Source organism: Frateuria sp. GZRe14 (assembly GCF_051900395.1).
GTDB classification, from domain to species: domain Bacteria; phylum Pseudomonadota; class Gammaproteobacteria; order Xanthomonadales; family Rhodanobacteraceae; genus Frateuria_A; species Frateuria_A edaphi.
On record NZ_JBHZGJ010000001.1, the window covers coordinates 2804850 to 2825374 of the forward strand.

Annotated in this window: 16 protein-coding genes, 1 tRNA gene and 1 riboswitch; of the genes, 8 read left to right on the forward strand and 9 right to left on the reverse strand. The window is 68.4% G+C overall.

The annotated features are described in order from the left end of the window. The first annotated feature begins 162 nt into the window (after positions 1-162). Genes ACFWZ1_RS12795 through ACFWZ1_RS12805 form a run of 3 tightly spaced genes read left to right on the forward strand, consistent with a single transcriptional unit; the run spans position 163 to position 4031 of the window. The gene (locus tag ACFWZ1_RS12795; RefSeq protein ID WP_439666684.1) at positions 163-2388 is read left to right on the forward strand and encodes a TonB-dependent receptor; all 2226 of its coding nucleotides are present in this window, start codon (positions 163-165) and stop codon (positions 2386-2388) included. Positions 2389-2403: 15 nt separating this feature from the next. Then, a complete protein-coding gene (locus ACFWZ1_RS12800; RefSeq protein WP_439666685.1) occupies positions 2404-3570 on the forward strand; it encodes a sialidase family protein in 1167 nt (388 codons plus the stop codon). Next, the gene (locus ACFWZ1_RS12805; protein ID WP_439666686.1) at positions 3567-4031 is read left to right on the forward strand and encodes a hypothetical protein; all 465 of its coding nucleotides are present in this window, start codon (positions 3567-3569) and stop codon (positions 4029-4031) included. Before ACFWZ1_RS12800 ends, ACFWZ1_RS12805 begins: the two co-directional genes overlap by 4 nt. A 114-nt stretch (positions 4032-4145) precedes the next feature. Here the strand turns inward: ACFWZ1_RS12805 and ACFWZ1_RS12810 are convergent. The 6 genes from ACFWZ1_RS12810 to ACFWZ1_RS12835 all read right to left on the reverse strand — a co-directional run bounded on the left by ACFWZ1_RS12810 (position 4146) and on the right by ACFWZ1_RS12835 (position 9742). Beyond that, positions 4146-4238, reverse strand: a tRNA-Ser gene (locus ACFWZ1_RS12810). Positions 4239-4308: 70 nt separating this feature from the next. After that, a complete protein-coding gene (gene csrA / locus ACFWZ1_RS12815; protein ID WP_231321105.1) occupies positions 4309-4515 on the reverse strand; it encodes a carbon storage regulator CsrA in 207 nt (68 codons plus the stop codon). A 271-nt stretch (positions 4516-4786) separates the two neighbouring features. Further along, a complete protein-coding gene (alaS, locus tag ACFWZ1_RS12820) occupies positions 4787-7414 on the reverse strand; it encodes an alanine--tRNA ligase (RefSeq protein WP_439666687.1) in 2628 nt (875 codons plus the stop codon). A 53-nt stretch (positions 7415-7467) separates the two neighbouring features. Next, the gene (locus tag ACFWZ1_RS12825; RefSeq protein WP_439666688.1) at positions 7468-7962 is read right to left on the reverse strand and encodes a regulatory protein RecX; all 495 of its coding nucleotides are present in this window, start codon (positions 7960-7962) and stop codon (positions 7468-7470) included. A gap of 104 nt (positions 7963-8066) precedes the next feature. After that, complete coding sequence (gene recA / locus ACFWZ1_RS12830; protein ID WP_231321110.1) at positions 8067-9101, reverse strand: recombinase RecA; 1035 nt, start codon at positions 9099-9101, stop codon at positions 8067-8069. A 131-nt stretch (positions 9102-9232) separates the two neighbouring features. Next, positions 9233-9742: a CinA family protein gene (locus ACFWZ1_RS12835; RefSeq protein WP_231321112.1), complete on the reverse strand. Its 510-nt coding sequence runs from the start codon at positions 9740-9742 to the stop codon at positions 9233-9235. 238 nt (positions 9743-9980) lie between these two features. Here ACFWZ1_RS12835 and mutS point away from each other — a divergent pair, with 238 nt between their 5' ends. After that, complete coding sequence (gene mutS, locus ACFWZ1_RS12840) at positions 9981-12554, forward strand: DNA mismatch repair protein MutS (RefSeq protein WP_439666689.1); 2574 nt, start codon at positions 9981-9983, stop codon at positions 12552-12554. A gap of 72 nt (positions 12555-12626) precedes the next feature. On the opposite strand, the gene ACFWZ1_RS12845 is transcribed toward mutS, so the two are convergent. Both ACFWZ1_RS12845 and ACFWZ1_RS12850 read right to left on the reverse strand, forming a co-directional pair. Further along, entirely contained in the window at positions 12627-13031 is a 405-nt protein-coding gene (locus tag ACFWZ1_RS12845; protein ID WP_439666690.1) for an RNA-binding S4 domain-containing protein, read from the reverse strand. A gap of 36 nt (positions 13032-13067) precedes the next feature. Beyond that, positions 13068-13967, reverse strand: coding sequence for an AEC family transporter (locus ACFWZ1_RS12850; RefSeq protein ID WP_439666691.1), 900 nt, complete (start codon positions 13965-13967; stop codon positions 13068-13070). An 84-nt stretch (positions 13968-14051) separates the two neighbouring features. Here ACFWZ1_RS12850 and ACFWZ1_RS12855 point away from each other — a divergent pair, with 84 nt between their 5' ends. The 4 genes from ACFWZ1_RS12855 to ACFWZ1_RS12870 all read left to right on the forward strand — a co-directional run bounded on the left by ACFWZ1_RS12855 (position 14052) and on the right by ACFWZ1_RS12870 (position 18737). Further along, positions 14052-15185 (forward strand): phosphotransferase enzyme family protein, encoded by a 1134-nt coding sequence (locus tag ACFWZ1_RS12855; RefSeq protein ID WP_439666692.1) that lies wholly within the window; start codon positions 14052-14054, stop codon positions 15183-15185. A 148-nt stretch (positions 15186-15333) separates the two neighbouring features. Beyond that, positions 15334-15431, forward strand: a riboswitch (TPP riboswitch). A 61-nt stretch (positions 15432-15492) separates the two neighbouring features. Continuing rightward, positions 15493-17655, forward strand: a complete 2163-nt coding sequence (locus tag ACFWZ1_RS12860) for a TonB-dependent siderophore receptor (protein ID WP_439666693.1) — start codon at positions 15493-15495, stop codon at positions 17653-17655. After that, the gene (pnuC, locus tag ACFWZ1_RS12865; RefSeq protein WP_439666694.1) at positions 17655-18239 is read left to right on the forward strand and encodes a nicotinamide riboside transporter PnuC; all 585 of its coding nucleotides are present in this window, start codon (positions 17655-17657) and stop codon (positions 18237-18239) included. The genes ACFWZ1_RS12860 and pnuC overlap by 1 nt, the downstream gene beginning before the upstream one ends. Positions 18240-18590: 351 nt before the next feature. After that, complete coding sequence (locus tag ACFWZ1_RS12870; protein WP_439666695.1) at positions 18591-18737, forward strand: hypothetical protein; 147 nt, start codon at positions 18591-18593, stop codon at positions 18735-18737. Between the two features lie 153 nt (positions 18738-18890). Here ACFWZ1_RS12870 and ACFWZ1_RS12875 read toward each other — a convergent pair whose 3' ends face one another. Continuing rightward, complete coding sequence (locus tag ACFWZ1_RS12875; protein ID WP_439666696.1) at positions 18891-20459, reverse strand: DUF4034 domain-containing protein; 1569 nt, start codon at positions 20457-20459, stop codon at positions 18891-18893. Positions 20460-20525 lie beyond the last annotated feature (66 nt).

Consider the following 20525-nt stretch of genomic DNA (forward strand, 5'->3'; position numbering starts at 1 on the left):
CGATGGTGGCCGGAGCCCACCCCACGGTTTCCCCGCGAGAGGCGCTTTCCACACTCCCGTGCGACAACGCGTCATCTGGCCGTGCACATTGGCGCCGCTATGCTGCGAAGCCTCGACCCACGTCCAGAGTTGACTGTGAAGCCCCGATCGCCCGGTCTCCGCGTGCTCGCCATCCTGTCTTTCCCGGGCTTGCTGCACGCCGTCGACGCGCCACCGCAGGCGACCACGCTCGCCCCGGTGATGGTGCACGCCAGCGACACCCACGTGACCGAGACGCCGGCCGTCAGCGTGCGCATCGACCGCGCGCAGCTCGCGCGGCAGAACGTCACCACCAGCGCGGACGCGCTGCGCTTCGCTCCCAACCTGCAGGTGCGCGCGCGCTACATCGGCGACCCCAACGCCATCATCAGCGGCCGCAACGCGGGCACCCTGCAGAGCGCGCGCAGCCTGGTCTATTCCAACGGCCTGCTGCTCTCCAACCTGATGACCAACGGCTGGGACGGCGCGCCGCGCTGGGGCATGGTCACGCCCGAGGAGATCGGCGCGGTCGACGTGCTGTACGGGCCCTACTCCGCGCTCTATCCCGGCAACTCGATCGGCACCACGGTGCTGATCCACACGCGCCTGCCCGAACGGTTGACCGCCAGCGCGAGCGTGCAGTTGATGAGCCAGGATTTCCATGACGCTTATGGCGCCGACGGTCACTACAACGGCCGTCACGCTGCCGCCTCGCTCGGCGACCGGCAGGGCCGCTGGAGCTGGTTGCTCACTCTGGACCGCCTGGACAACCACGGCCAGCCGATGCAGTACGCCACGGCGCGGCCCGGCGGCGATCCCTCGACGGCGATCGCGGTGGACGGCGCCGCGCTCGACCGCAACCCCAACGGCAGCCCGCGCCTGGTGTATGGCGCCAACAGCATCGAACACACCGTGCAGACCCAGGCCAAGCTCAAGGTCGGCGTGGACCTCACCGATCGGGTGGCCGCGTTGTTCACGCTCGGCTGGTGGCACAACCACGCAGAGGACCGCACGCGCAGCTTCCTGCACGGCGCGGATGGCCGAGCGGTAACCGCCGGCACGGTCAGCGCCTACGGCGGCCTCTGGACATTGCCGCCCAGCGGCCTGGCACCGGCCGCCAGCGAAGATACGCACCTGCTCTACGGTGCCGAATTCAATGGCCATTGGTCCAACGACTGGCGCTGGACCGCCGTCGCCAGCCACTACGACTTCGCGCGCGCGCTGGCACGCAGCGCGTCGCTGCCGCCGGCCGGTCCGCTCGACGGCCCCGGTACCGTGGCAGACAACGCAGGCTCGGGCTGGGACACGTTCGACCTGCGCAGCTCCGGCCCGCTGGCCGACACGCACATGCTCTACGCCGGCCTGCACGGCGACCGCTACGTGCTCGACTCGCGCGCCCGTGCGGCCAGCGACTGGCGTGGCGCTCCCGACGGACCGCTGACCGCCGCTTTCGCCGGCCGTACGCAGACCCGCGCGGGCTACCTGCAGGACGTATGGAGCTTCGCCGACGCCTGGGCGCTGACGCTCGGCGCGCGCTGGGAGCAATGGCGCGCCTACGGCGGACGCCGTTCGGATGCCGCCAACGCCGTGCGTTACGCCGACCGCCAGCGCAGCGATCTCTCGCCCAAGGCCGCGCTCGAATGGGATTTTGCGTCCGACTGGCAGCTGCGCCTGGCCTGGGGCAAGGCGGTGCGTTATCCGACCGTGGCCGAACTGTTCCAGGGCGCCCTCTCCGACAACGCCATCGTCGGCAACGATCCCAACCTCAAGCCCGAGCGCGACAACTCGCTCGACCTCACGCTCAAGCGGCAACTCGCCAACGGCCATTGGCGCATCTCGCTGTTCCAGGACCGCATCGCCGATGCGCTCTACACGCAGACCGACATCACCGTCACGCCCACCGTCACCAACGTGCAGAACATCGACCTCACCCGCGTGCGGGGCATCGAGGGTGAGCTGGCACTGACCGACCTGTGGACGAGCGGGCTGGATCTGACCGCGAGTGTGGCACTCAACGACGCCAAGACCCTGCGCGACCGTCGCTACCCGCTGGCCGAGGGCAAGTGGTTCCCGCGCATCCCGCGCCTGCGCGCGAGCCTCTTCGCCGATTACCGCTTCGCCGACGGCTGGGAGGCGTCGCTCGGCATCCGCCGTTCCGGGCGCCAGTACGGCACGCTGGACAACAGCGACTTCGTCGATACCTACGGCGCCGTCAGTGCCTTCACGGTCGCCGATGCGAAACTGCGCTGGCACTTCGCCCCGCGCTGGACCGCATCGCTGGGCGTGGACAACCTCACCAACGCGCGCTACTGGGTCTACCACCCGTATGCCGGTCGCACCTGGGTCGGTGGCGTGCGCTGGGATATGTAAACAGGAAGGACTGCCATGCGCCGCTTGTTGCTCCTGCTGCTTTGCCTTGCCGTCGCGCCGGTCGTCGCGCACGAGCACATGGCCATGTCCAAGGAGCCGCCGCTCGGCGCCAGCGCGGCATTCGACACGCAGGGCCGGCTATGGGTGGTCGATGCGGCCGACGGCCACGTGCGCCTGCGCCATTCGGACGACCTGGGCAAGACCTTCAGCGCGCCGGTGCCGGTCAACGCGACGCCCGAGCCGATCTACGCCGAAGGCGAGAACCGGCCCAAGCTGGCGTTCGGCCCTGATGGCGAGATCTACGTGAGCTGGTCGCAGCCGCGCGCGAAACCGTGGACCGGCTTCGTGCGCTTCGCCCGCTCGCTGGATGGCGGCACGCATTTCTCCATCCCCATCACCGTGCACCGCGACCGCGCCGAGATCACCCATCGCTTCGATGCGCTGGCGGTCGACGGCAAGGGACGCGTCGTAGTCGCCTGGATCGACAAGCGTGACCAGGCCGCGGCCGAGGCGGCGGGCAAGCCGTACCTGGGCGCCGCGGTGTACTACGCCTGGTCCGGCGACCGCGGTGCAAGCTTCGTACCCGAACGCAAGCTCGCCGCACACAGCTGCGAGTGCTGCCGCATCGCGCTTTCGAAGACCCCGAACGGTGAAGTCGTCGCGTTCTTCCGCGCCATCTACGGCGACAACATCCGCGATCACGCCTATGCCACGCTGCGTACGGACGACGGCCCAGCCCGAGCCGAACGCGCCACCTTCAGCGGCTGGCACATCGCCGGCTGCCCGCACCACGGTCCCGGCCTGGCGATCGGCAGCGACGGCACACGCCACGCGGTCTGGTACGAGGCCAGCGGCAAGCCGACGATCTGGTACGGCCAGTTGCAGCCGGGCCAGCGTGCGGCGCACGCGCAGGCGATCGCCGGCGCAGGCGCGAGCCATGCCGACGTCGCCGTGCACGACGCCTCCGTGTGGATCGCATGGAACCAGGTCGACGCACAGGGGGAAGCGCTGATGCTGCGACGCTCGGATGACGGCGGCCTGCACTTCGGCCCGCCGCACGCGCTGGCGAACAGCACCGCGGCAGTCGGCTCGCCACAGTTGCTGCAGCACGACGGCCGCGCCTACGTCGCCTGGAATACCGCAGCGGGCTTCCGCCTGCTGCCCGCGGGAGACACGCCGTGAAGCGTTGGCTCGCCATCCTGTTGCTGGCTCCCGCCCTCGCGACCGCCGGTTCGCTGAAGCCGCTGGCCGCCGCCGACGTCCCTGCCCTGCTCGCACCACCCGCGCACGGCGAACGCCTGATCGCGCTCTGGGCGCTGGATTGCGCGTATTGCGAACCGAACCTGCAGGCCCTCGCGCGATTGCAGCAGGCACATCCGGAGGCGATCGAGCTGGTCACCGTGGCCACCGACGACATGACGCACGAAGCGGCCATCGAAAAGCGCCTCGCCGCCGCCGGCATGACCGCCTGGCCCGCTCGCGCCTACGCCGACGCCACGCCCGAGCGTCTGAACTATCTGCTTGATCCCGAATGGGGCGGCGAGACACCGCGCGTGCTGGTCATCCGCGCCGATGGCTCACGCCACGGTTACAGCGGCGAACTGACCACAAAACAGCTGCAAGCCCTCACCCCCAACCCATAGGGTGGCATCAGCCCACCTTGCCCTCCGTCGTGGCTAGGTCGGAGGGCCGAAGCCCGTCCTGGGAAAGCCGTGGCCAGACATGCAAAACGCCCCGAACGGGGCGTTTTGCATGTCTGGCGGAGAGAGAGGGATTCGAACCCTCGATAAGGCTTTTGACCCTATACTCCCTTAGCAGGGGAGCCCCTTCGGCCTCTCGGGCATCTCTCCGGGTATGTTCCGCGCTTTCGCGGAGCCGGCAAGGATACCGGCCGACGCCGCCGAGGTAAAGCGTCGGTGATCAGTGCTCGCCGGCTTCGCCGGACGCGCCGCCACCGGACTCGTGCTCGCCCTTGATCCGCTGATAGATCTCTTCGCGATGCACCGCCACGTTCTTGGGCGCATTGATGCCGATCCGCACCTGATTGCCCTTCACGCCGAGAACGGTAACGGTCACCTCGTCACCGATCATCAGGGTTTCACCGACCCTGCGGGTCAGAATCAACATGTTGTGTTACTCCATTACGCTGTTTGGTCACAGGCCTGCTGCCGCTGGAGCTTCACCCCTGAGCTCCCCGTCAGTCAGTTCGACGAAAGTCCGTCGAAGGCCCTACCGCCTTCCCCGGCTTACAGCCAAGACATTCGCCATGAATGCCCTTGCCTCGCGGCGACATCGTGGGTCCATGCCGCCGACAGTCAACCGATACTAGCCGAGCGCGAGCGCCGTGCGCAACGCATTTCGAGGGCGATAAATCCGCGATTCACAAAGGCCTGAAGGCCTACATCTGTTGGCCGATCCAGTCCGGCAAAGAGGCCAGCAGAGCCGGCAACTGGGCGGTGTCCAGGCCACCGCCCTGGGCCATGTCCGGACGGCCGCCGCCCTTGCCTTCGATCTGCCCGGCGACGTGCGACACGACGTCGCCTGCCTTGATGCGACCGAGCGCCGCACCATGCACACCGGCCACCAGTGACACGCGACCGTCGGCCGCGCCAGCCAGCAGGACCACGCAATCGACCAGTTGCTGTTTGAGCTGGTCGACGCTGTCGCGCAGGGACTTCGCATCGAAGCCCTCCAGGCGCGCCACGACTACCTTGATGCCGCCCACTTCGAGCGCCTGGCCGGCGAGGTCGGCAGTGGCGTTGCCGGCTGCCTTGCTGCGCAGCGATTCGAGCTCGCGCTCGAGCTTCTTCTGGCGGTCGAACAGCTGCCGCAGCTTCTCGACGACGTCATCGCCGCTGCCCGAAAGCAGGTGCGAGAGTTCGCCCAGGCGACGCTCCTCGTCGGCAACGTAGGCCAGCGCGCCGTCACCGGTCACCGCCTCGATGCGCCGCACGCCCGAGGCCACGCCGGCTTCGCTGACAATCTTGAACAGCCCGATGTCGCCGGTGCGGTTCACGTGCGTGCCGCCGCAAAGCTCGGTGGAGAAATCACCCATCTTCAGCACGCGGACTTCGTCGCCGTACTTTTCGCCGAACAGCGCCATGGCACCGAAGGCAATCGCCTCGTCGTAGGCCATCTGATGGACTTCCGCCGGCGCGTTGCGGCGCACCTCGGCGTTGACCAGGGCCTCGACCGCGGCAAGCTCGTCGCGGCTGACCGGCTTGAAGTGCGAGAAATCAAAGCGCAAGCGCTCGGGTGCCACCAGCGAACCCTTCTGCGTGACGTGCTCCCCAAGCACCTGGCGCAGCGCCGCGTGCAGCAGGTGCGTGGCCGAGTGGTTCAACACGGTGGCCTGTCGGCGGCCGGTATCGACGTGGGCGGCCAGCGTATCGCCCGTGCGCAGCGCCACGCCGTGCCAGCGACCTGCGTGGCCGAAGAACACGCCACCCATCTTGAGCGTGTCGCTGACCTCGAAGCGGCCATCGGCGCGGCTGAGCACGCCGGTGTCGCCCACCTGGCCGCCGGACTCGGCGTAGAAGGGCGTGCGCTCGAGGATCACCAGGGCATTTTCGCCATCGTCCAGCGCATCGACCTGCCTGCCGTCGCGCACGATGCCCACCACCTTGCAGCCGCTGGCCACGAGCGCGTCGTAGCCCAGGAACACCGTCGGCGCGAGACGGCTGGCGAGTTCCGCCGGCATCTGGCCCTTGGCTTCGAAGCGGCCGGCCGCGCGGGCGCGCTCGCGCTGCTCGTTCATGGCCTGCTCGAAACCGGCCATGTCGACGGAAAGGCCACGCTCGCGCGCGATGTCGCCGGTCAGATCGACGGGGAAGCCGTAGGTGTCGTAGAGGCGGAAGGCATCGGCCCCGGGAATGGTGTTGCCGGCCTTCTTCGCGACCTCGTCGAACACGCGCATGCCGTGTTCGAGCGTCTCGCCGAAACGCTGTTCCTCGGTGCGCAGGGCGTCCTCGACGAAGGCCTGCCTGGCGGCCAGCTCCGGATAGGCCGCGCCCATCTCCTCGACCAGCGGCGCGACCATCTTCCAGAAGAAGTCCCCGCGCACACCGAGCATCCAGCCATGGCGCAAGGCGCGACGGATGATCCGGCGCAGCACGTAACCGCGGCCTTCATTGGACGGCAGCACGCCGTCGACGATCAGGAACGAGCAGGCGCGAATATGGTCGGCAATCACGCGCAGGGACTTGTTCCCCAGATCCTTTGTGCCGGTCAGTTCGCCCGCCACGCGAATGAGGTGTTCGAACAGGTCGATCTCGTAATTGGAATGCACGTGCTGCAACACGGCGGCCAGGCGCTCCAGGCCCATGCCGGTGTCCACGCACGGAGCGGGCAGCGGCGAGAGCGTTCCGTCCGGCGCGCGGTCGAACTGCATGAACACCAGGTTCCAGATCTCGATGTAGCGGTCGCCGTCCTCGTCGGGCGAGCCGGGGGGACCGCCGGCCACGCCCGGGCCGTGGTCGTAGAAGATCTCGGTGCAGGGACCGCAGGGCCCGGTGTCGGCCATCTGCCAGAAGTTGTCCGAGGCGAACGGCGCGCCCTTGTTGTCGCCGATGCGCACGATGCGCTCGGCCGGCACACCCATCTGCTGGTTCCAGATGTCGTACGCCTCGTCATCGGTCTGGTAGACCGTCACCCACAGCCGCTCCGCGGGCAGCTTGAACACGACCGTGAGCAGTTCCCATGCGTAGGCGATGGCGTCGCGCTTGAAGTAGTCGCCGAACGACCAGTTGCCAAGCATCTCGAAGAAGGTGTGGTGGCGCGCGGTGTAACCGACCTGGTCCAGGTCGTTGTGCTTGCCGCCTGCACGCAGGCAGCGCTGCACATCGGCCGCACGCGCATACGGCAGCTTTTCGCTGCCCAGGAACACGTTCTTGAACTGCACCATCCCCGAGTTGGTGAACAACAGCGTCGGGTCGCTGGCTGGCACCAGCGAACTGGACGGCACGATGGCGTGGTCCTTGGCGCGGAAGAATTCGAGGAAGGTCGAACGGATTTCGGCGGTTTTCATGGGCGGCGGGCGGCTAGACAAAAAAGGCCACGCCGGCGGCCACCGCCGCGAAATCAGTCGATTTCGTCGGCAGCGTCGTCCACTTCGGCGTGGGTAGCACGTCGTACTGTGGCGGCGGCAAAGCCGCGACGCAAGAGGAACTGCGCGCGCCGTGCGCGTTCGGCATGGTCCACCGGGCCCTTGCCGCCATAGCGGCGGCGCAGCTGGTCCACGGCCGAGGCTTCCCAATCGACGTCCGCCGCATCCAGCAATTCGCGGATGCGCACATCGGGCACGGCGTGGGTCTTGAGCTCGGCGCGGATGCGCTGGGGCCCGTAACCCTGGCCCGCGCGACTGCGCACCAGGATCTCGGCAAAGCGGTCATCGTCCTGGTATTGCTGTTCGCCAAGGCGGTCGACGGCCGCCGTGGCTTCGTCGCCCTCATAACCGTTCTGGCGCAGCTTGGTCTTCAGTTCGCGCCGCGAGTGCTCGCGGCGGGCGAGCAAGCCGAGCGCCTTGTCGTAGGCGGTGCGTTTGGGCTTGTCGGGGTTATCCGGGCGACGCCTCATGGCGCGCGATGCGCATCGAAAGCGGCAGGACGGGCTCCCTCCCAAACCCGCTGCCCCGGCCGATGGCCGAGGCAGGGGCAGCGTCGATCAGGAAAGAGCACGACTCACGCTTCTTCGAGCGCCTCTTCGGAGGCCGGCGCGGCCTTGCCGCCACTGACCAGCAGGCGCGCGCGCAATTGCTGGTCGATGTCGTCGGCGATGGCGGGGTTGTCGCGCAGGAACTGGCGCACGTTCTCCTTGCCCTGGCCGATGCGGTCCCCGTTGTAGCTGTACCAGGCGCCGGACTTGTCGATCAGGTTTTCCTTGACGCCCAGTTCGATGATCTCGCCCTCGCGCGAGGTGCCCTCGCCGTAGAGGATCTCGAACTCGGCCTGGCGGAACGGCGGCGCGACCTTGTTCTTGACCACCTTGACGCGGGTCTCCGAACCGATCACCTCGTCACCCTTCTTGACCGCGCCGATGCGACGGATGTCCAGGCGCACCGAAGCGTAGAACTTCAGCGCGTTGCCGCCGGTGGTGGTCTCGGGGCTGCCGAACATCACGCCGATCTTCATGCGGATCTGGTTGATGAAGATCACCAGGCAGTTGGTCTTCTTGATGTTGGCGGTGAGCTTGCGCAGCGCCTGGCTCATCAGGCGCGCGTGCAGGCCGACGTGGGAATCACCCATCTCGCCCTCGATTTCAGCCTTCGGGGTGAGCGCCGCCACCGAGTCGACCACCACCATGTCCACCGCGCCCGAGCGCACCAGCATGTCGGCGATCTCAAGCGCCTGCTCGCCGGTATCCGGCTGGCTGATCAGCAGATCGGCCACGTTGACGCCAAGCTTCTCGGCATAGGTCGGGTCGAGTGCGTGCTCGGCATCGACGAAGGCAGCGGTGCCGCCGCTCTTCTGGCAGTTGGCGATGGCCTGCAGGGTCAGCGTGGTCTTGCCGGAGGATTCCGGGCCGTAGATCTCGACCACGCGGCCGCGCGGCAGGCCGCCGATGCCCAGCGCGATGTCCAGGCCGAGCGAGCCGGTCGAAACCGTGTCGATGGCCTCGTTGCTCCGGTCGCCCAGGCGCATCACGGCACCCTTGCCGAACTGCTTCTCGATCTGGCCAAGGGCGGAGGCCAGCGCTTTGCGCTTGTTGTCGTCCATCGTGGGAATCCCGGGTGGTGTGGCTAGGAATGAAGGGATGATGCCCGGTCCGAATCTCACGGGCTGCGATAAGTCTGCGAAGGCGTTGATTATCCCACAGCCGTCAAGGCCCGCCGCCGGCGCAGGGCGCTTCAGCCCGTCAGCGCTTTCCGCACGCCGTTGAGCGCGGCGGCCACGCTTTGACGGCGGATCGCCTCACGATCGCCATCGAAATGGAACAGCTGCGCGTGGGCGTAGCCGCCTCGGCGTTTCCAGCCGATCCAGACCGTCCCGACCGGCTTGTCCGCCGTGCCGCCCGAGGGCCCGGCGATGCCGGTGACCGCCACCGCGACACCCGCGCCGTAGCGCGCCATGGCGCCGGAAACCATTTCGAGCACGGTTTCCTCGCTCACCGCGCCGGCGTGTTCGAGCGTGCGCGGATTGACGCCCAGCAGGGCCTCCTTGGCTTCGTAGCTGTACACCACGACGCCGGCATCGAACCAGGCCGAACTGCCCGGCTGGTCAGTCAGCGTCTTGGCGATCCAGCCGCCGGTGCAGGACTCGGCGGTGACCAGCATGAGCTTGTGCTGCTGGACTTCCATGGCGACCTGGGCGGCCAGGGCAGACAGCTCGGCATCGGTGGGTGAGGAGGACAGGGGCACGATGGGCTTCCCGGTGGTGCAAAGGCCCCTTCTACCCGCTGGGGCGAGGCGGCGGCAAGCGATGCCTCCTGGCGTGGCCTCTTGAATGCGCGCAGCCGGCCGCGCGCACGGAACGCTCCCACGGGAAGTGCGGCCGTTCGCGGTTCCCATGCCGCCGGGCCAAGGGCGACGCCGTGTACACTCCTAAGCCTCCCGGCGCGATCACCGCCGCCGGCGACCGCCTGACCAAACTCCCTGCATGAACCTCAACGATTCCGCCTCGCATACCCCCTTCATGCGCCAGTACCTGGCACACAAGGCCGAGCACCCGGACGTGCTGCTGTTCTTCCGCATGGGCGATTTCTACGAGCTGTTCTACGACGACGCCCGCAAGGCGGCGCGTCTGCTCGACATCACGCTGACCCAGCGCGGGCAGTCGGCCGGGGCGCCGATCCCGATGGCCGGCGTGCCCTACCACGCGGCGGAAAACTACCTGGCGCGACTGGTGAAACTCGGCGAGTCGGTGGCGATCTGCGAGCAGATCGGCGACCCGGCGACCTCCAAGGGCCCGGTCGAGCGCAAGGTGGTGCGCATCGTCACGCCCGGCACGGTGACCGACTCGGCGCTGCTGGAAGAGCGGCGCGACAACCTGCTGCTGTCGATCCACGCCGGCGCGCAAGGCGCCTTCGGGCTGGCGTGGGTGGACCTTAGTTCGGGTCGCTTCCTGCTGAGCGAAGTGCCCAGCGCCGAGGCGCTCGCCGCCGAGCTCGCGCGCCTGCAGCCGGCCGAAACGCTGGTCGGCGAGGACGGCGGCTGGCCGAAGCTGGTCACCGCCCTGCCCGGCCTGCGTAAGCGTCCGCCGTGGCATTACGACGTCGACGCCGCGCGCCGCGAGCTCAACCGCTTCTTCGGCACACGCGACCTCTCCGGCTTCGGTGTCGACGGATTGCCATTGGCGATCGCCGCGGCTGGTTGCCTGCTCGGCTACGTCGAGGAAACCCAGAAGAGCGCGCTGCCGCATCTCACCGGCATGGCGGTGGAAAACGCCGGCGAGACCATCGCGCTGGATGCGGCGACCCGGCGCAATCTGGAGCTGGATACCCATCCGAGCGGGCGCGTCGAGTACACCCTGCTTGGCGTGCTGGACGAGACGGTGACGCCGATGGGCGCGCGACTGCTGCGCCGCTGGCTCAACCGCCCGCTGCGCTCGCGCGACGTGTTGCGCCTTCGGCATCAGGCGATCGCCACGCTGATCGAGGCGCGCGCCTGCGAGCCATTGCGCGAGCAACTGCGCGGCATCGGCGACCTGGAGCGCATCCTGGCCCGCGTGGCGCTGTGCTCGGCGCGTCCGCGCGATCTCTCCACGCTACGCGACGGCCTCGCCGCGGCGCCGGTCTTGCGCGAACGCCTGGCCGCACTGGACAGCCCGCTGCTGCACACCTTGGTTGCGCGCATCGGCGACCATGCCGAAACGGCCGCGCTTCTGCAGCGCGCGATCGTCGCGCAGCCGCCGGTGCTGCAGCGCGACGGCGGCGTGATCGCCCAAGGCTACGACGCCGAGCTCGACGAACTGCGCCGCCTGTCCACCAACGCCGACCAGTTCCTGGTCGAGCTGGAGGAACGCGAGAAGGCCGCCAGCGGCATCAGCACGCTCAAGGTCGGCTACAACCGCGTGCACGGCTACTACATCGAGATCACCCGCGCGCAGGCGGACAAGGCGCCCACGCACTACACCCGCCGGCAGACCACCAAGAACGCCGAGCGCTACATCACCGAAGAGCTGAAGGCGTTCGAGGACAAGGTGCTCTCGGCGCGCGAGCGCTCGCTGATGCGCGAACGCGCGCTCTACGAAAATCTGCTCGCCACGCTGATCGAACGCCTCGCCCCGCTCAAGGACGCTGCCGCCGCCATCGCCGAACTGGACGTGCTGGCCGACTTCGCCGAACGCGCCGACGCACTCGACTGGCGCGCGCCCGACCTCACCGACGCGCCCGGCGTCTGCATCGAGCGCGGCCGTCATCCGGTCGTGGAGAAGGTGCGCGACGAGCCGTTCGAGCCGAACGACCTGGACCTCACCGACGCGCGCCGCATGCTGGTGATCACCGGCCCGAACATGGGCGGCAAGAGCACCTACATGCGCCAGAACGCGTTGATCGTGCTGCTCGCCCACATCGGCAGCTACGTCCCCGCATCGCGCGCGTGCATCGGTCCGGTCGATCGCATCTTTACCCGCATCGGCGCCGGCGACGATCTCTCGCGCGGGCAGTCCACCTTCATGGTGGAGATGAGCGAAACGGCCAACATCCTGCACAACGCCACCGAGCACAGCCTGGTGCTGATGGACGAAGTCGGCCGCGGCACCAGCACCTACGACGGCCTGGCGCTGGCGCGCGCCGCCGCGGTGCACCTGGCTGTCGCCAGCCGCGCTTTCACGCTTTTCGCAACGCACTATTTCGAGTTGACCGAACTGGCCGGCGAGTATCCGTCCATCGCCAACGTACACCTGGACGCGGTCGAGTACGGCGAGCAGCTGGTGTTCATGCACGCGGTCAAGGAAGGCCCGGCCAACCGCAGCTTCGGCCTGCAGGTGGCGGCGCTCGCCGGGTTGCCCAAGAGCGTGATCGCCGATGCCAGGCGCACGCTGGCCGAACTCGAGCGAGGGATGCATGGGCACGCCGCCACTCCGACGCCCGCACCCACGGCCTCGCCCCAGCTCGGGCTGTTCGCGGCACAACCTTCCGCGGTGGAAGAAGCGCTGAAGGCGCTCGATCCGGATGCGATGTCGCCACGCGAGGCGTTGGAGGCGCTGTACCGGCTGAAGGCGGCGGGCTGAGCGGACGCCCATCCCAGTGCCTCCGTGAAGGGGGAGAAGCCGAACGCGCGCGCCTTGTAAGCGATCCCTGCCCTACGACTGCTCGTCCTTGAACCGCATGATCTGCCGCCGGGCCTGCTTGTCCGGCCGTGTCGGCGGACGCAGCAGGCCGGCGGCTCCCAGCTTGCGCTGCGCCCGCGCCGCCTCGCGCGCGACGAGGCTTTCCGCGGTCTCGCGATACAACGCCTGCGCCACCGGTGCCGGGCCGCGCTGTTCGGACAAAGCCAGCACCACCACCTCGAGCCGCTCCTCGCCGCGGCCGATGTGCAAACGGTCGCCCACGTGCAAGGCCTTCGCCGGCTTGCAGCCGCTGCCGTTGACGTCGACCTTGCCGCCGTCGATCGCCTGCTTGGCGAGGCTGCGCGTCCTGAAGAACCGCGCGGCCCACAGCCACACGTCGGCCCGCACGGCCGGCGGATTGTTCTGCGTGTCGTTCATGGCCTCATTATCCCGCGCTGCAGTGAGGCGCGCGCATCATCCCAGCAACGCGCTTCCCAGCGGCACCGTCAGCAACGACAACACGATGCCCGCGCCCAGGATGGTATTGGCCAGCGGTGGATCCAGCCCGTATTCGTCGGCCAGGATCGTGGCCGAAACCATCGGCGCCATCGCCGCCTGCAGCACGCCCACGGTCAGCACCAGTCCGCCCACGCCGGTGGCCATACCGAGCAGCCAGCACGCCAGCGGCGCCAGCAAGAGTTTCCAGCCCAGGCCAAGGCCCGCCGCCGCAAGCTGGCGCTCGCCCGGATGGAAGCGGAACTGCAGTCCGACCGAGAACAGCGCAAGCGGGGTAAGCGTCGCGCCCAGCGGCGCGAACACGCCCTCCACGACACGCGGCCAGCCGCCGAACACGGCAACGGCGATGCCGACCAGCAATGCGACGAATGCCGGGAACGTCGCGATACGTCGCACGATCATCGCCGGCTCCGGCGCGCGTCCGGCGTACAGGCAGGCCACCACGATACCCATCGAGGCGAGCACCGGGAACGCACCGAGCTGGTCGGCCACGACGGCGAGCGTCAGCCCCGGCTGGCCGTACAGCGCCTGCATGAGCGGGTAGCCCATGAACGAGGTGTTGCCCAGCCCGCAGACCAGGATCAGCGCCCCGGTGCGCCCGCGCGACCAGCCCAGCCGCCGCCCGAGCAACCCGAACAGCAGCCAGGCCCCACCGAAGGTCAGCCACATCGCGACGATCGGGAACCACAGCTGCGGATCGAAACGCAGCTTCGGAATCAGTTCCAGCACCAGCGCCGGCAGCGCCACGTTGATCACCCACCAGTTGAGCCCCGTCGCAAGCCCGGCCGGCGGTCGCGCCAGGCGCGCCACCAGTGCGCCCAGCACCAGGCAGGTGAACAGCAGCAGCAAGGCACTCATCGAGCTGGCCGGTGGGAAAGGGCGCCTAGCATGCCGGAAGCGGGATGCTGCTGTGGTTCCGGCTCCCGACGCGATAATGCCCGGATGAACGACACCGACCACCGCGTCCACGGCCTGGCCGCCGATGATGTCCCGCCCGACTGGCCCCCCATCGCTCCGGCGGAGGTGACCGCGCTCCTCGCGCGCTATCCATCGATCGGCTCGGCCGGCGTGATCCGGTGGTGCAGCCCCCGCCCGCTTTCGGCCGCCGCGCTGGTCGATGTCGCCGGGCGCATGGTGTTCGTCAAACGTCACCACCGCAGTGTCCGCACGCCGGCTACGCTGGCCGAGGAGCACGCCTACATGGCCCGGCTGCGGGCGGCCGGCCTGCCCGTGCCGGCGGTGTTTGCCGATGCGGCTGGAAACTCTGCCGTCGCGCGTGGCGAATGGACGTACGAGGTGCACACGGCCGCCGAAGGCCTGGATCTCTACCGCGAAACCACCTCGTGGTCGCCACTGCTCGATCTGGGGCACGCGCGGACCGCCGGCGCCATGCTGGCAAGGCTGCATGCAGCGGCGGAAGGCTACCCGGCCGAACAACGCCACACGCACCTGCTGGTTGCCCGCAGCGAGCTGATCGCATCGGCTCATCCGCTCGACACGCTGGCCGCGCAGTTGCCGGCACGGCCAGGACTGGCCGCGTACCTGGCGCAACGCGACTGGCGCACGGAGTTCGAGCAGACGCTTGGCCCTTTCCATGCGCAGGTGCAGCCCCGCCTGGCGGCGCAGCCCGCGCTGTGGACGCACGGCGACTGGCACGTTTCCAACCTGTGCTGGCGCGATGCGGGCTCGCAGGCGTCCATCACCGCCGTGCTCGATTTCGGGTTGGCGGCGCGCACGTTCGCGCTGTTCGACCTGGCCACGGCGATCGAACGCAACGCGATCGCCTGGCTGGCGCTCGATCGTGGCGATGCGGCCTATCCCGACACCGCGCGTGCATTGATCGCCGGCTACCGCGAACAGCGGCCGCTGTCCGCCGCGGACGTCCATCTGCTGGCCGACCTGCTGCCACTGGTGCACGTGGACTTCGCGCTGTCGGAAGTGGAGTACTTCAGCGCGATCACGCGCTCGCCGGCCAACGCCGACGTGGCGTACCACACGTTCCTTCGCGGGCATGCGGCGTGGTTCGCCACCCCGCCCGGACGCGCGCTGCTGGATGCCATCCGCGCGCTCGCCTGATCCGCCGAGACGGTTGCGCGGCCATTGTTCGCGCCAGCAGGCGAAGTCGACAGGCCACGCAGGCGCGCGTGCCCTTGCGACGCCGGCCTGCGGCCTGCGCTCAGCGCGAACAGTTTGGGTTGGACGTCCATTCCATGTTTCAATACCGGTCTTGAAGCGGGGGTGCCCGGCAAAACGCCGGGCTGAGAGAGTCCCTTGGAACCTGATCCGGTTTGTACCGGCGTAGGGAGCTTGATAAGCAGTCGCGCGTCCGTCCGGGCGTGCGCCTCGCCGTCGCTTCGTCCTTTCCCTTGCCGACGAGCCGACGATGACCTTTCCCCGCACGCCCCTGCTGCTCGCACTGATCACTGCGCTGGCTCCGGCCACGCACGCCGCCGATCTGCCCGACGCCACCCAGGCCAAGGAACTCGCGCCCGTGCGCGTGGAAGGCCTGACGCATGACGACCGCCACGGCACGGCCATCGACGCGTACGGCAACGCCTCGCTGCAGGACACTCCCGCGGCCGTCACCGTAGTCACGCGCAAGCAGATCGACGATCGCCACATCCGCACGCTGAGCGAACTGGCGCGCGAGGACGCGTCACTGGGCGACAACTACGCCCCGGTCGGCTACTACCAGGACATCGCCATCCGCGGTTATCCGCTGGACCTGGCCACCGGCCTGCGCTTCAACAACCTCACGATCGCCGGCGAACATCCGGTCGCGCTGGAGGACAAGCAGCGTGTGGAAGTGCTCAAGGGCCTGGCCGGATTGCAGGCGGGCGTGATGGAGCCGGGCGGAGTGGTGAACTTCGTCAGCAAGCGCCCGGCGAACGTGCGCGAGGTGACGCTGGGCACCGATTCGCACGGCTCACGCTACGGCGCGCTGGATCTCGGCGGCTGGCTCTCGCCAACCTTCGGGGTGCGCGCCAACCTGGCCTGGGAAGACGTCCACTCCTACGTGCATCACGCCGACGGCCGGCGCAACTTCTACGCGTTGGCTGCCGACTGGCACCTCACCCCCGACGCTACGCTGGAGCTGGACAGCGACTACCAGGCCAGCGCGCAACGCTCGGTCTCCGGCTACCAGTTGCTGGGCGGCGACACGCTCCCGGAACGTGCCGACGCCACCCGCATGCTGGGCTTCGAACCGTGGCAGCAGCCGGTGAGCATCCATGCGGCCAACACCAGCGCGCGCTTCGGCTACGCCTTCAACGACGACTGGCGCCTGCGCCTGGCCGCCGGGCACAGCCGGAGCGTGATCGACGACAACGTGGCGTTCGCCTACGGTTGCTTCTACTCGCCCGCCTGTGCCAACGGCGCGCCGGGCAACTTCTTCGCGCCCAACGGCGACTACGACGTTTACGACTACCGCAGCCCGGATGACACGCGCATCGACGACGAGGCTCGCGCGACGCTGGAAGGCCACCTCGCCATCGGCTCGGTCAGCCACCAGCTCACGCTGGGTGCGAGTGCGTTCCGCCGCCTCAACGACCAGCGCGCCGATGTCTACGACTACGTCGGCACCGCCAACATCGATGACGTGGACCCGCCCTACTTCGCGCCCTCGCCCAACCAGCCCGGCCCATCCGCGCGCCGGCTCACCAGCTGGCAGCGCTCGCTGTTCGCCCTCGATCGCCTGCACCTGGGCGAGCAGTGGCAGCTCATCGCCGGCGGCCGCTTCGTACGCCTGCACGAGCGCGCGTACGACGGCGACGGCCTGCCCGAACGCGATACCCGCCTGAGCAAGGCGCTGCCGCAAGCGGCCGTGCTGTGGCAGCCGAGCGAAGCACTCACCACCTACCTCAGCTACAGCGAAGGCCTTTCGCTCGGCCAGGAGGCGCCGTACTGGACCAGCAACGACGGCCAGATGCTGGCGCCGCGCCTGTCGCGCCAGCTCGAGGCGGGCGTCAAGTACGCGCTGAGCAGCACGCTCGACGTCAGCGCGGCCGCGTTCCGCATCCGCCAGCCCTACCAGTTCGCGCAGCCGGACGATTCCGCCTACGGCTTCACCTTCGTGCAGCAAGGCGAACAGGTGCATACGGGGCTGGAGCTGGGTGCCCATGGCCACGCCAGCGACAACCTCGAAGTCACCGCCAGCGCCAGCTTCATCCGCGCCCGCGCCCGGGACACCGGCACGCCCTCTTACGAAGGCCACCAGGTCGCCAACGTGCCGCGGGTGCGCGCCGCCGTGTACGCCGACTACCGCCTGCCGTTCGCACCACAGCTGAGCCTGCTCGGCGGCTGGCGCTACACCTCGCCCAACGTCGCCATCCCGGACGGTCGCGTGCGCGTTCCTGCCTACAACGTCTTCAACGCCGGCGTGCGCTACGCCACGACGCTGGACGGCCATGCGCTCACCCTGCGCCTGTCGATCGACAATGTATTCAACCGCTTCTACTGGCGTGACACCGGCAGCGCCTACGGCGACAGCTACCTGTTCCCGGGCGCGCCCCGCCTCGCGCGGCTGTCCGCGACGTTCGCCTTCTGATGGACGCGGTCGAACTCATCGGCGCGGCGCTGAGCGCGTGGGCGGTATGGCTCACCGCCCGGCGTCGCCCGTGGTGCTGGCCGGTGGGCTTCGCCTCGGTGATGGTCTACAGCTGGATCTTCATCGACGCGAAGCTCTACTCCGACGCCCTGCTGCAGGGCGCATTCGCCGTGCTGATCGTGTACGGCTGGATGCGCTGGCTCAAGCACCTGGGCAGCGACGGCCGCGTACAGATCGCGGCGCTCCCGCCAGGCCAGTTCGTCGTGCACCTGATGCTCGGCATCGCCGGCGCGCTCGCGCTCGGCTACGCCATGCACCGCTGGACCGACGCCGCCCTACCCTGGCTGGATGCCGCGCTTACCGCCTTCAGCCTGGTCGCGCAGTGGTGGCAGGGCCGCCGCCACCTTGCCGCATGGTGGCTGTGGATCGTGGTCGACGTGATCTACGTGGGCGAATACGTCTACAAGGACCTGCTGATCACCGCCGTGCTGTATGCCGGCTTCGTGGTGCTGGCCGCCATCGGCCTGCGCGACTGGCGCCGTGTGTCGCAGAGTGCACCCGGAGCGCATCCAGTCGCCGGCTGAGCTCCGCTATCCGGCTCATCGGCAGCCCCTCGCGTCCGTGACTCGGTCCCCTTGCCGCGGACGGCGGTTACAGCGTCCGGGTCTCCCAAGGCTTCCGGCGACCCCGATCGCCGATGTCGCCACGATGGGCGTGTGCACACGCCGCGCAGGAAATTCAGCGCCGCCGGGCGGGGCGGCGACGTACCGTCAAGACCCGTGTCCGCCGTCCGGGCAGACGTCCATTCGTCCGCGGACAGCTTTTTCCAACGGACGCGACGGCTGGAAGCCGGCGTGGTTGTGCGGATTCAAACCTTGGCGCGATTCCTGCCATCTCACCCGCGAACGTCTCTTCCAAGCCCGCGGAGCACGACCATGAAATTCGAAACCCTGATCCTGCACAGCCTGTTCGCCGCCTGCCTGCTGCTGTGCGTCGCCGTCATGAGCGCAATGCTGGTGCTGCCGATGCCCACGGCCACTGCGGCTGCCCATGCGCCTACGGTGGCGTACGCCGCTGCCTGATCGGATTGTCCTGGCCGGCACGGACGGACGGCGGACCCTGGGTTATGGCAGGGTCTCAAGCGGGAACCGACAGCCGTTACTGGCAACGCGCAAACACGCCGCATGCGCTCGATGCGCGGCGCCTCGGGGCAGTCGTGGCTCAGGGATTGGCTTTCAATCCCTCCGCGAACCCTCGGGCTGCCCCAGCACGCTTTGCGCGTATTGCACTTCCATGGCCTGCTTGGGATCGCTTCGGTCGGCGGTTTCCACAAATTTGCGCAGGGCAGCGTTGAGATCGTCGGCATTGACGCCCTGCGCCCTCAGCACCCCCACCCGCAGAAACCAGCCTGGGCCGTCGCCCGGGTACTCTCTGTTGAACCGGTCCACGTATCCGCGCGCCTTGGCCGCGCGCCCGGCCTGTAGCATCGCCACGGTCACGTCGTACAACGCATCGTGACGCATCGAAGCATCTTCCATCACCTTTACAAAGTCCTCCTCCGCACGCGCCGGCTCTCCGCCCTCGACATACGAGGTCGCAAGCAGCATACGGGCGTAGCTATCGTTCGGATCCTTCCGCACCAAGGCGGCCAAGCTGGGCTGGGCCCAGGCCGGTTCGTGCGCCACCGACACGAGGAGTCGATCGCGCAACAGCGTCGCCCTTCGACCGATATCCTCGAAACGGCCAGCCTCCAGCAACATCATCAGTTGCTCCCAGCGATCGGACGTTTGGACGTGGTCGGAAAACAGTGCAGCGGTCGCGAGCACGTCGGCGCTGGCGGTCCTCAACACTACTGGCCTGATCAAGTTCACCGCTTGCTCGTAACTGGTCCGACTCACGGTGTCGGCCAGGTCCACCTGCGGCCAGTCGGTGTTAAGCGCCAACAGCGGACGCTCGGAAACGTGTGCCTTCAGCTTTTCTGCCAACACGACCACCTGCGGATAGCTGCCACCCCATCGAGGGCTGAGTGCCGACAGGTAGTAGGCGGTGAGCACCTGGCAGCCAGGATCGATCGCCATGCCTTTTTCGTAGGCATGTCGTGCGATGTCGGCATGGTCGCTTTCGAGCGTAGCGACGTCGCCCAGCCCGGCATACGCTTCCTGCAGGCGCGGCTCAATGGCTATCGCCTGCTGGAACAGGGGAATCGCCTGGGCCGCGAATGCCGACATTAGTCGCAAGTTTTCCGAAGGCGTATCGCTAGCCCAGGCGTACCCGCGTGCCGTCGTGGCCCTGTGCCGGAAGTATTCGCCGCGCGCGGTCAACGCGTAGGCGCTGTGTGGCGACTGCTCCAGCCACTGCTGGCTCAGTTGGCCGGCCTCTTGTGAATCATCGAAGCTGTCGAAATCGCGATGGATGATTTCACTGAAATCCTCCTTGGCGAAATGCCGATCGAGGTCCGCCTTGAAGCGCGCTTCCAGACCGATCAGCGCGTGCTTGTCCAGCGCTTGGCGCACCATTGCGAGGGTCACGGCGGGGTCGTGCTCGTAATGGCAATACGCCACGACCAGGCCCTTGGGCCAGGCATTGCCCGGATAGTCCGGATAGGCCAGGCAGCGCGCCAACGGGTCGTGCAGCGCCTCAGCGCGCTTGGCCTCTGCGAGAAACACGCGCACCTGATCCGGTGCGCCGGGATAGGCACGTGGACGCGAAGGCCCGCTGGCGCCGTGCGCCATCGGCACGCACGAGACAAAACTCAAAATCACCCGCAAGACCGCTCGAAACTGCCGCTTTCCCCTCACGTCCATGAGCCCCCTCCGGCATCCACCTGCCAACGCAGGTGTGATCTTGGATTATGCACGCCGACGCAATCC

Coding starts and splice junctions, on each gene's coding strand:
- pnuC (WP_439666694.1), top strand. CDS start 17,655: ATGGACGCGGTCGAACTCATCGGCGCGGCGCTGAGCGCGTGGGCGGTA.
- ACFWZ1_RS12850 (WP_439666691.1), bottom strand. CDS start 13,967: ATGAGTGCCTTGCTGCTGCTGTTCACCTGCCTGGTGCTGGGCGCACTG.
- ACFWZ1_RS12855 (WP_439666692.1), top strand. CDS start 14,052: ATGAACGACACCGACCACCGCGTCCACGGCCTGGCCGCCGATGATGTC.
- ACFWZ1_RS12825 (WP_439666688.1), bottom strand. CDS start 7,962: ATGAGGCGTCGCCCGGATAACCCCGACAAGCCCAAACGCACCGCCTAC.
- csrA (WP_231321105.1), bottom strand. CDS start 4,515: ATGTTGATTCTGACCCGCAGGGTCGGTGAAACCCTGATGATCGGTGAC.
- alaS (WP_439666687.1), bottom strand. CDS start 7,414: ATGAAAACCGCCGAAATCCGTTCGACCTTCCTCGAATTCTTCCGCGCC.
- ACFWZ1_RS12870 (WP_439666695.1), top strand. CDS start 18,591: ATGAAATTCGAAACCCTGATCCTGCACAGCCTGTTCGCCGCCTGCCTG.
- ACFWZ1_RS12845 (WP_439666690.1), bottom strand. CDS start 13,031: ATGAACGACACGCAGAACAATCCGCCGGCCGTGCGGGCCGACGTGTGG.
- recA (WP_231321110.1), bottom strand. CDS start 9,101: ATGGACGACAACAAGCGCAAAGCGCTGGCCTCCGCCCTTGGCCAGATC.
- mutS (WP_439666689.1), top strand. CDS start 9,981: ATGAACCTCAACGATTCCGCCTCGCATACCCCCTTCATGCGCCAGTAC.
- ACFWZ1_RS12860 (WP_439666693.1), top strand. CDS start 15,493: ATGACCTTTCCCCGCACGCCCCTGCTGCTCGCACTGATCACTGCGCTG.
- ACFWZ1_RS12800 (WP_439666685.1), top strand. CDS start 2,404: ATGCGCCGCTTGTTGCTCCTGCTGCTTTGCCTTGCCGTCGCGCCGGTC.
- ACFWZ1_RS12875 (WP_439666696.1), bottom strand. CDS start 20,459: ATGGACGTGAGGGGAAAGCGGCAGTTTCGAGCGGTCTTGCGGGTGATT.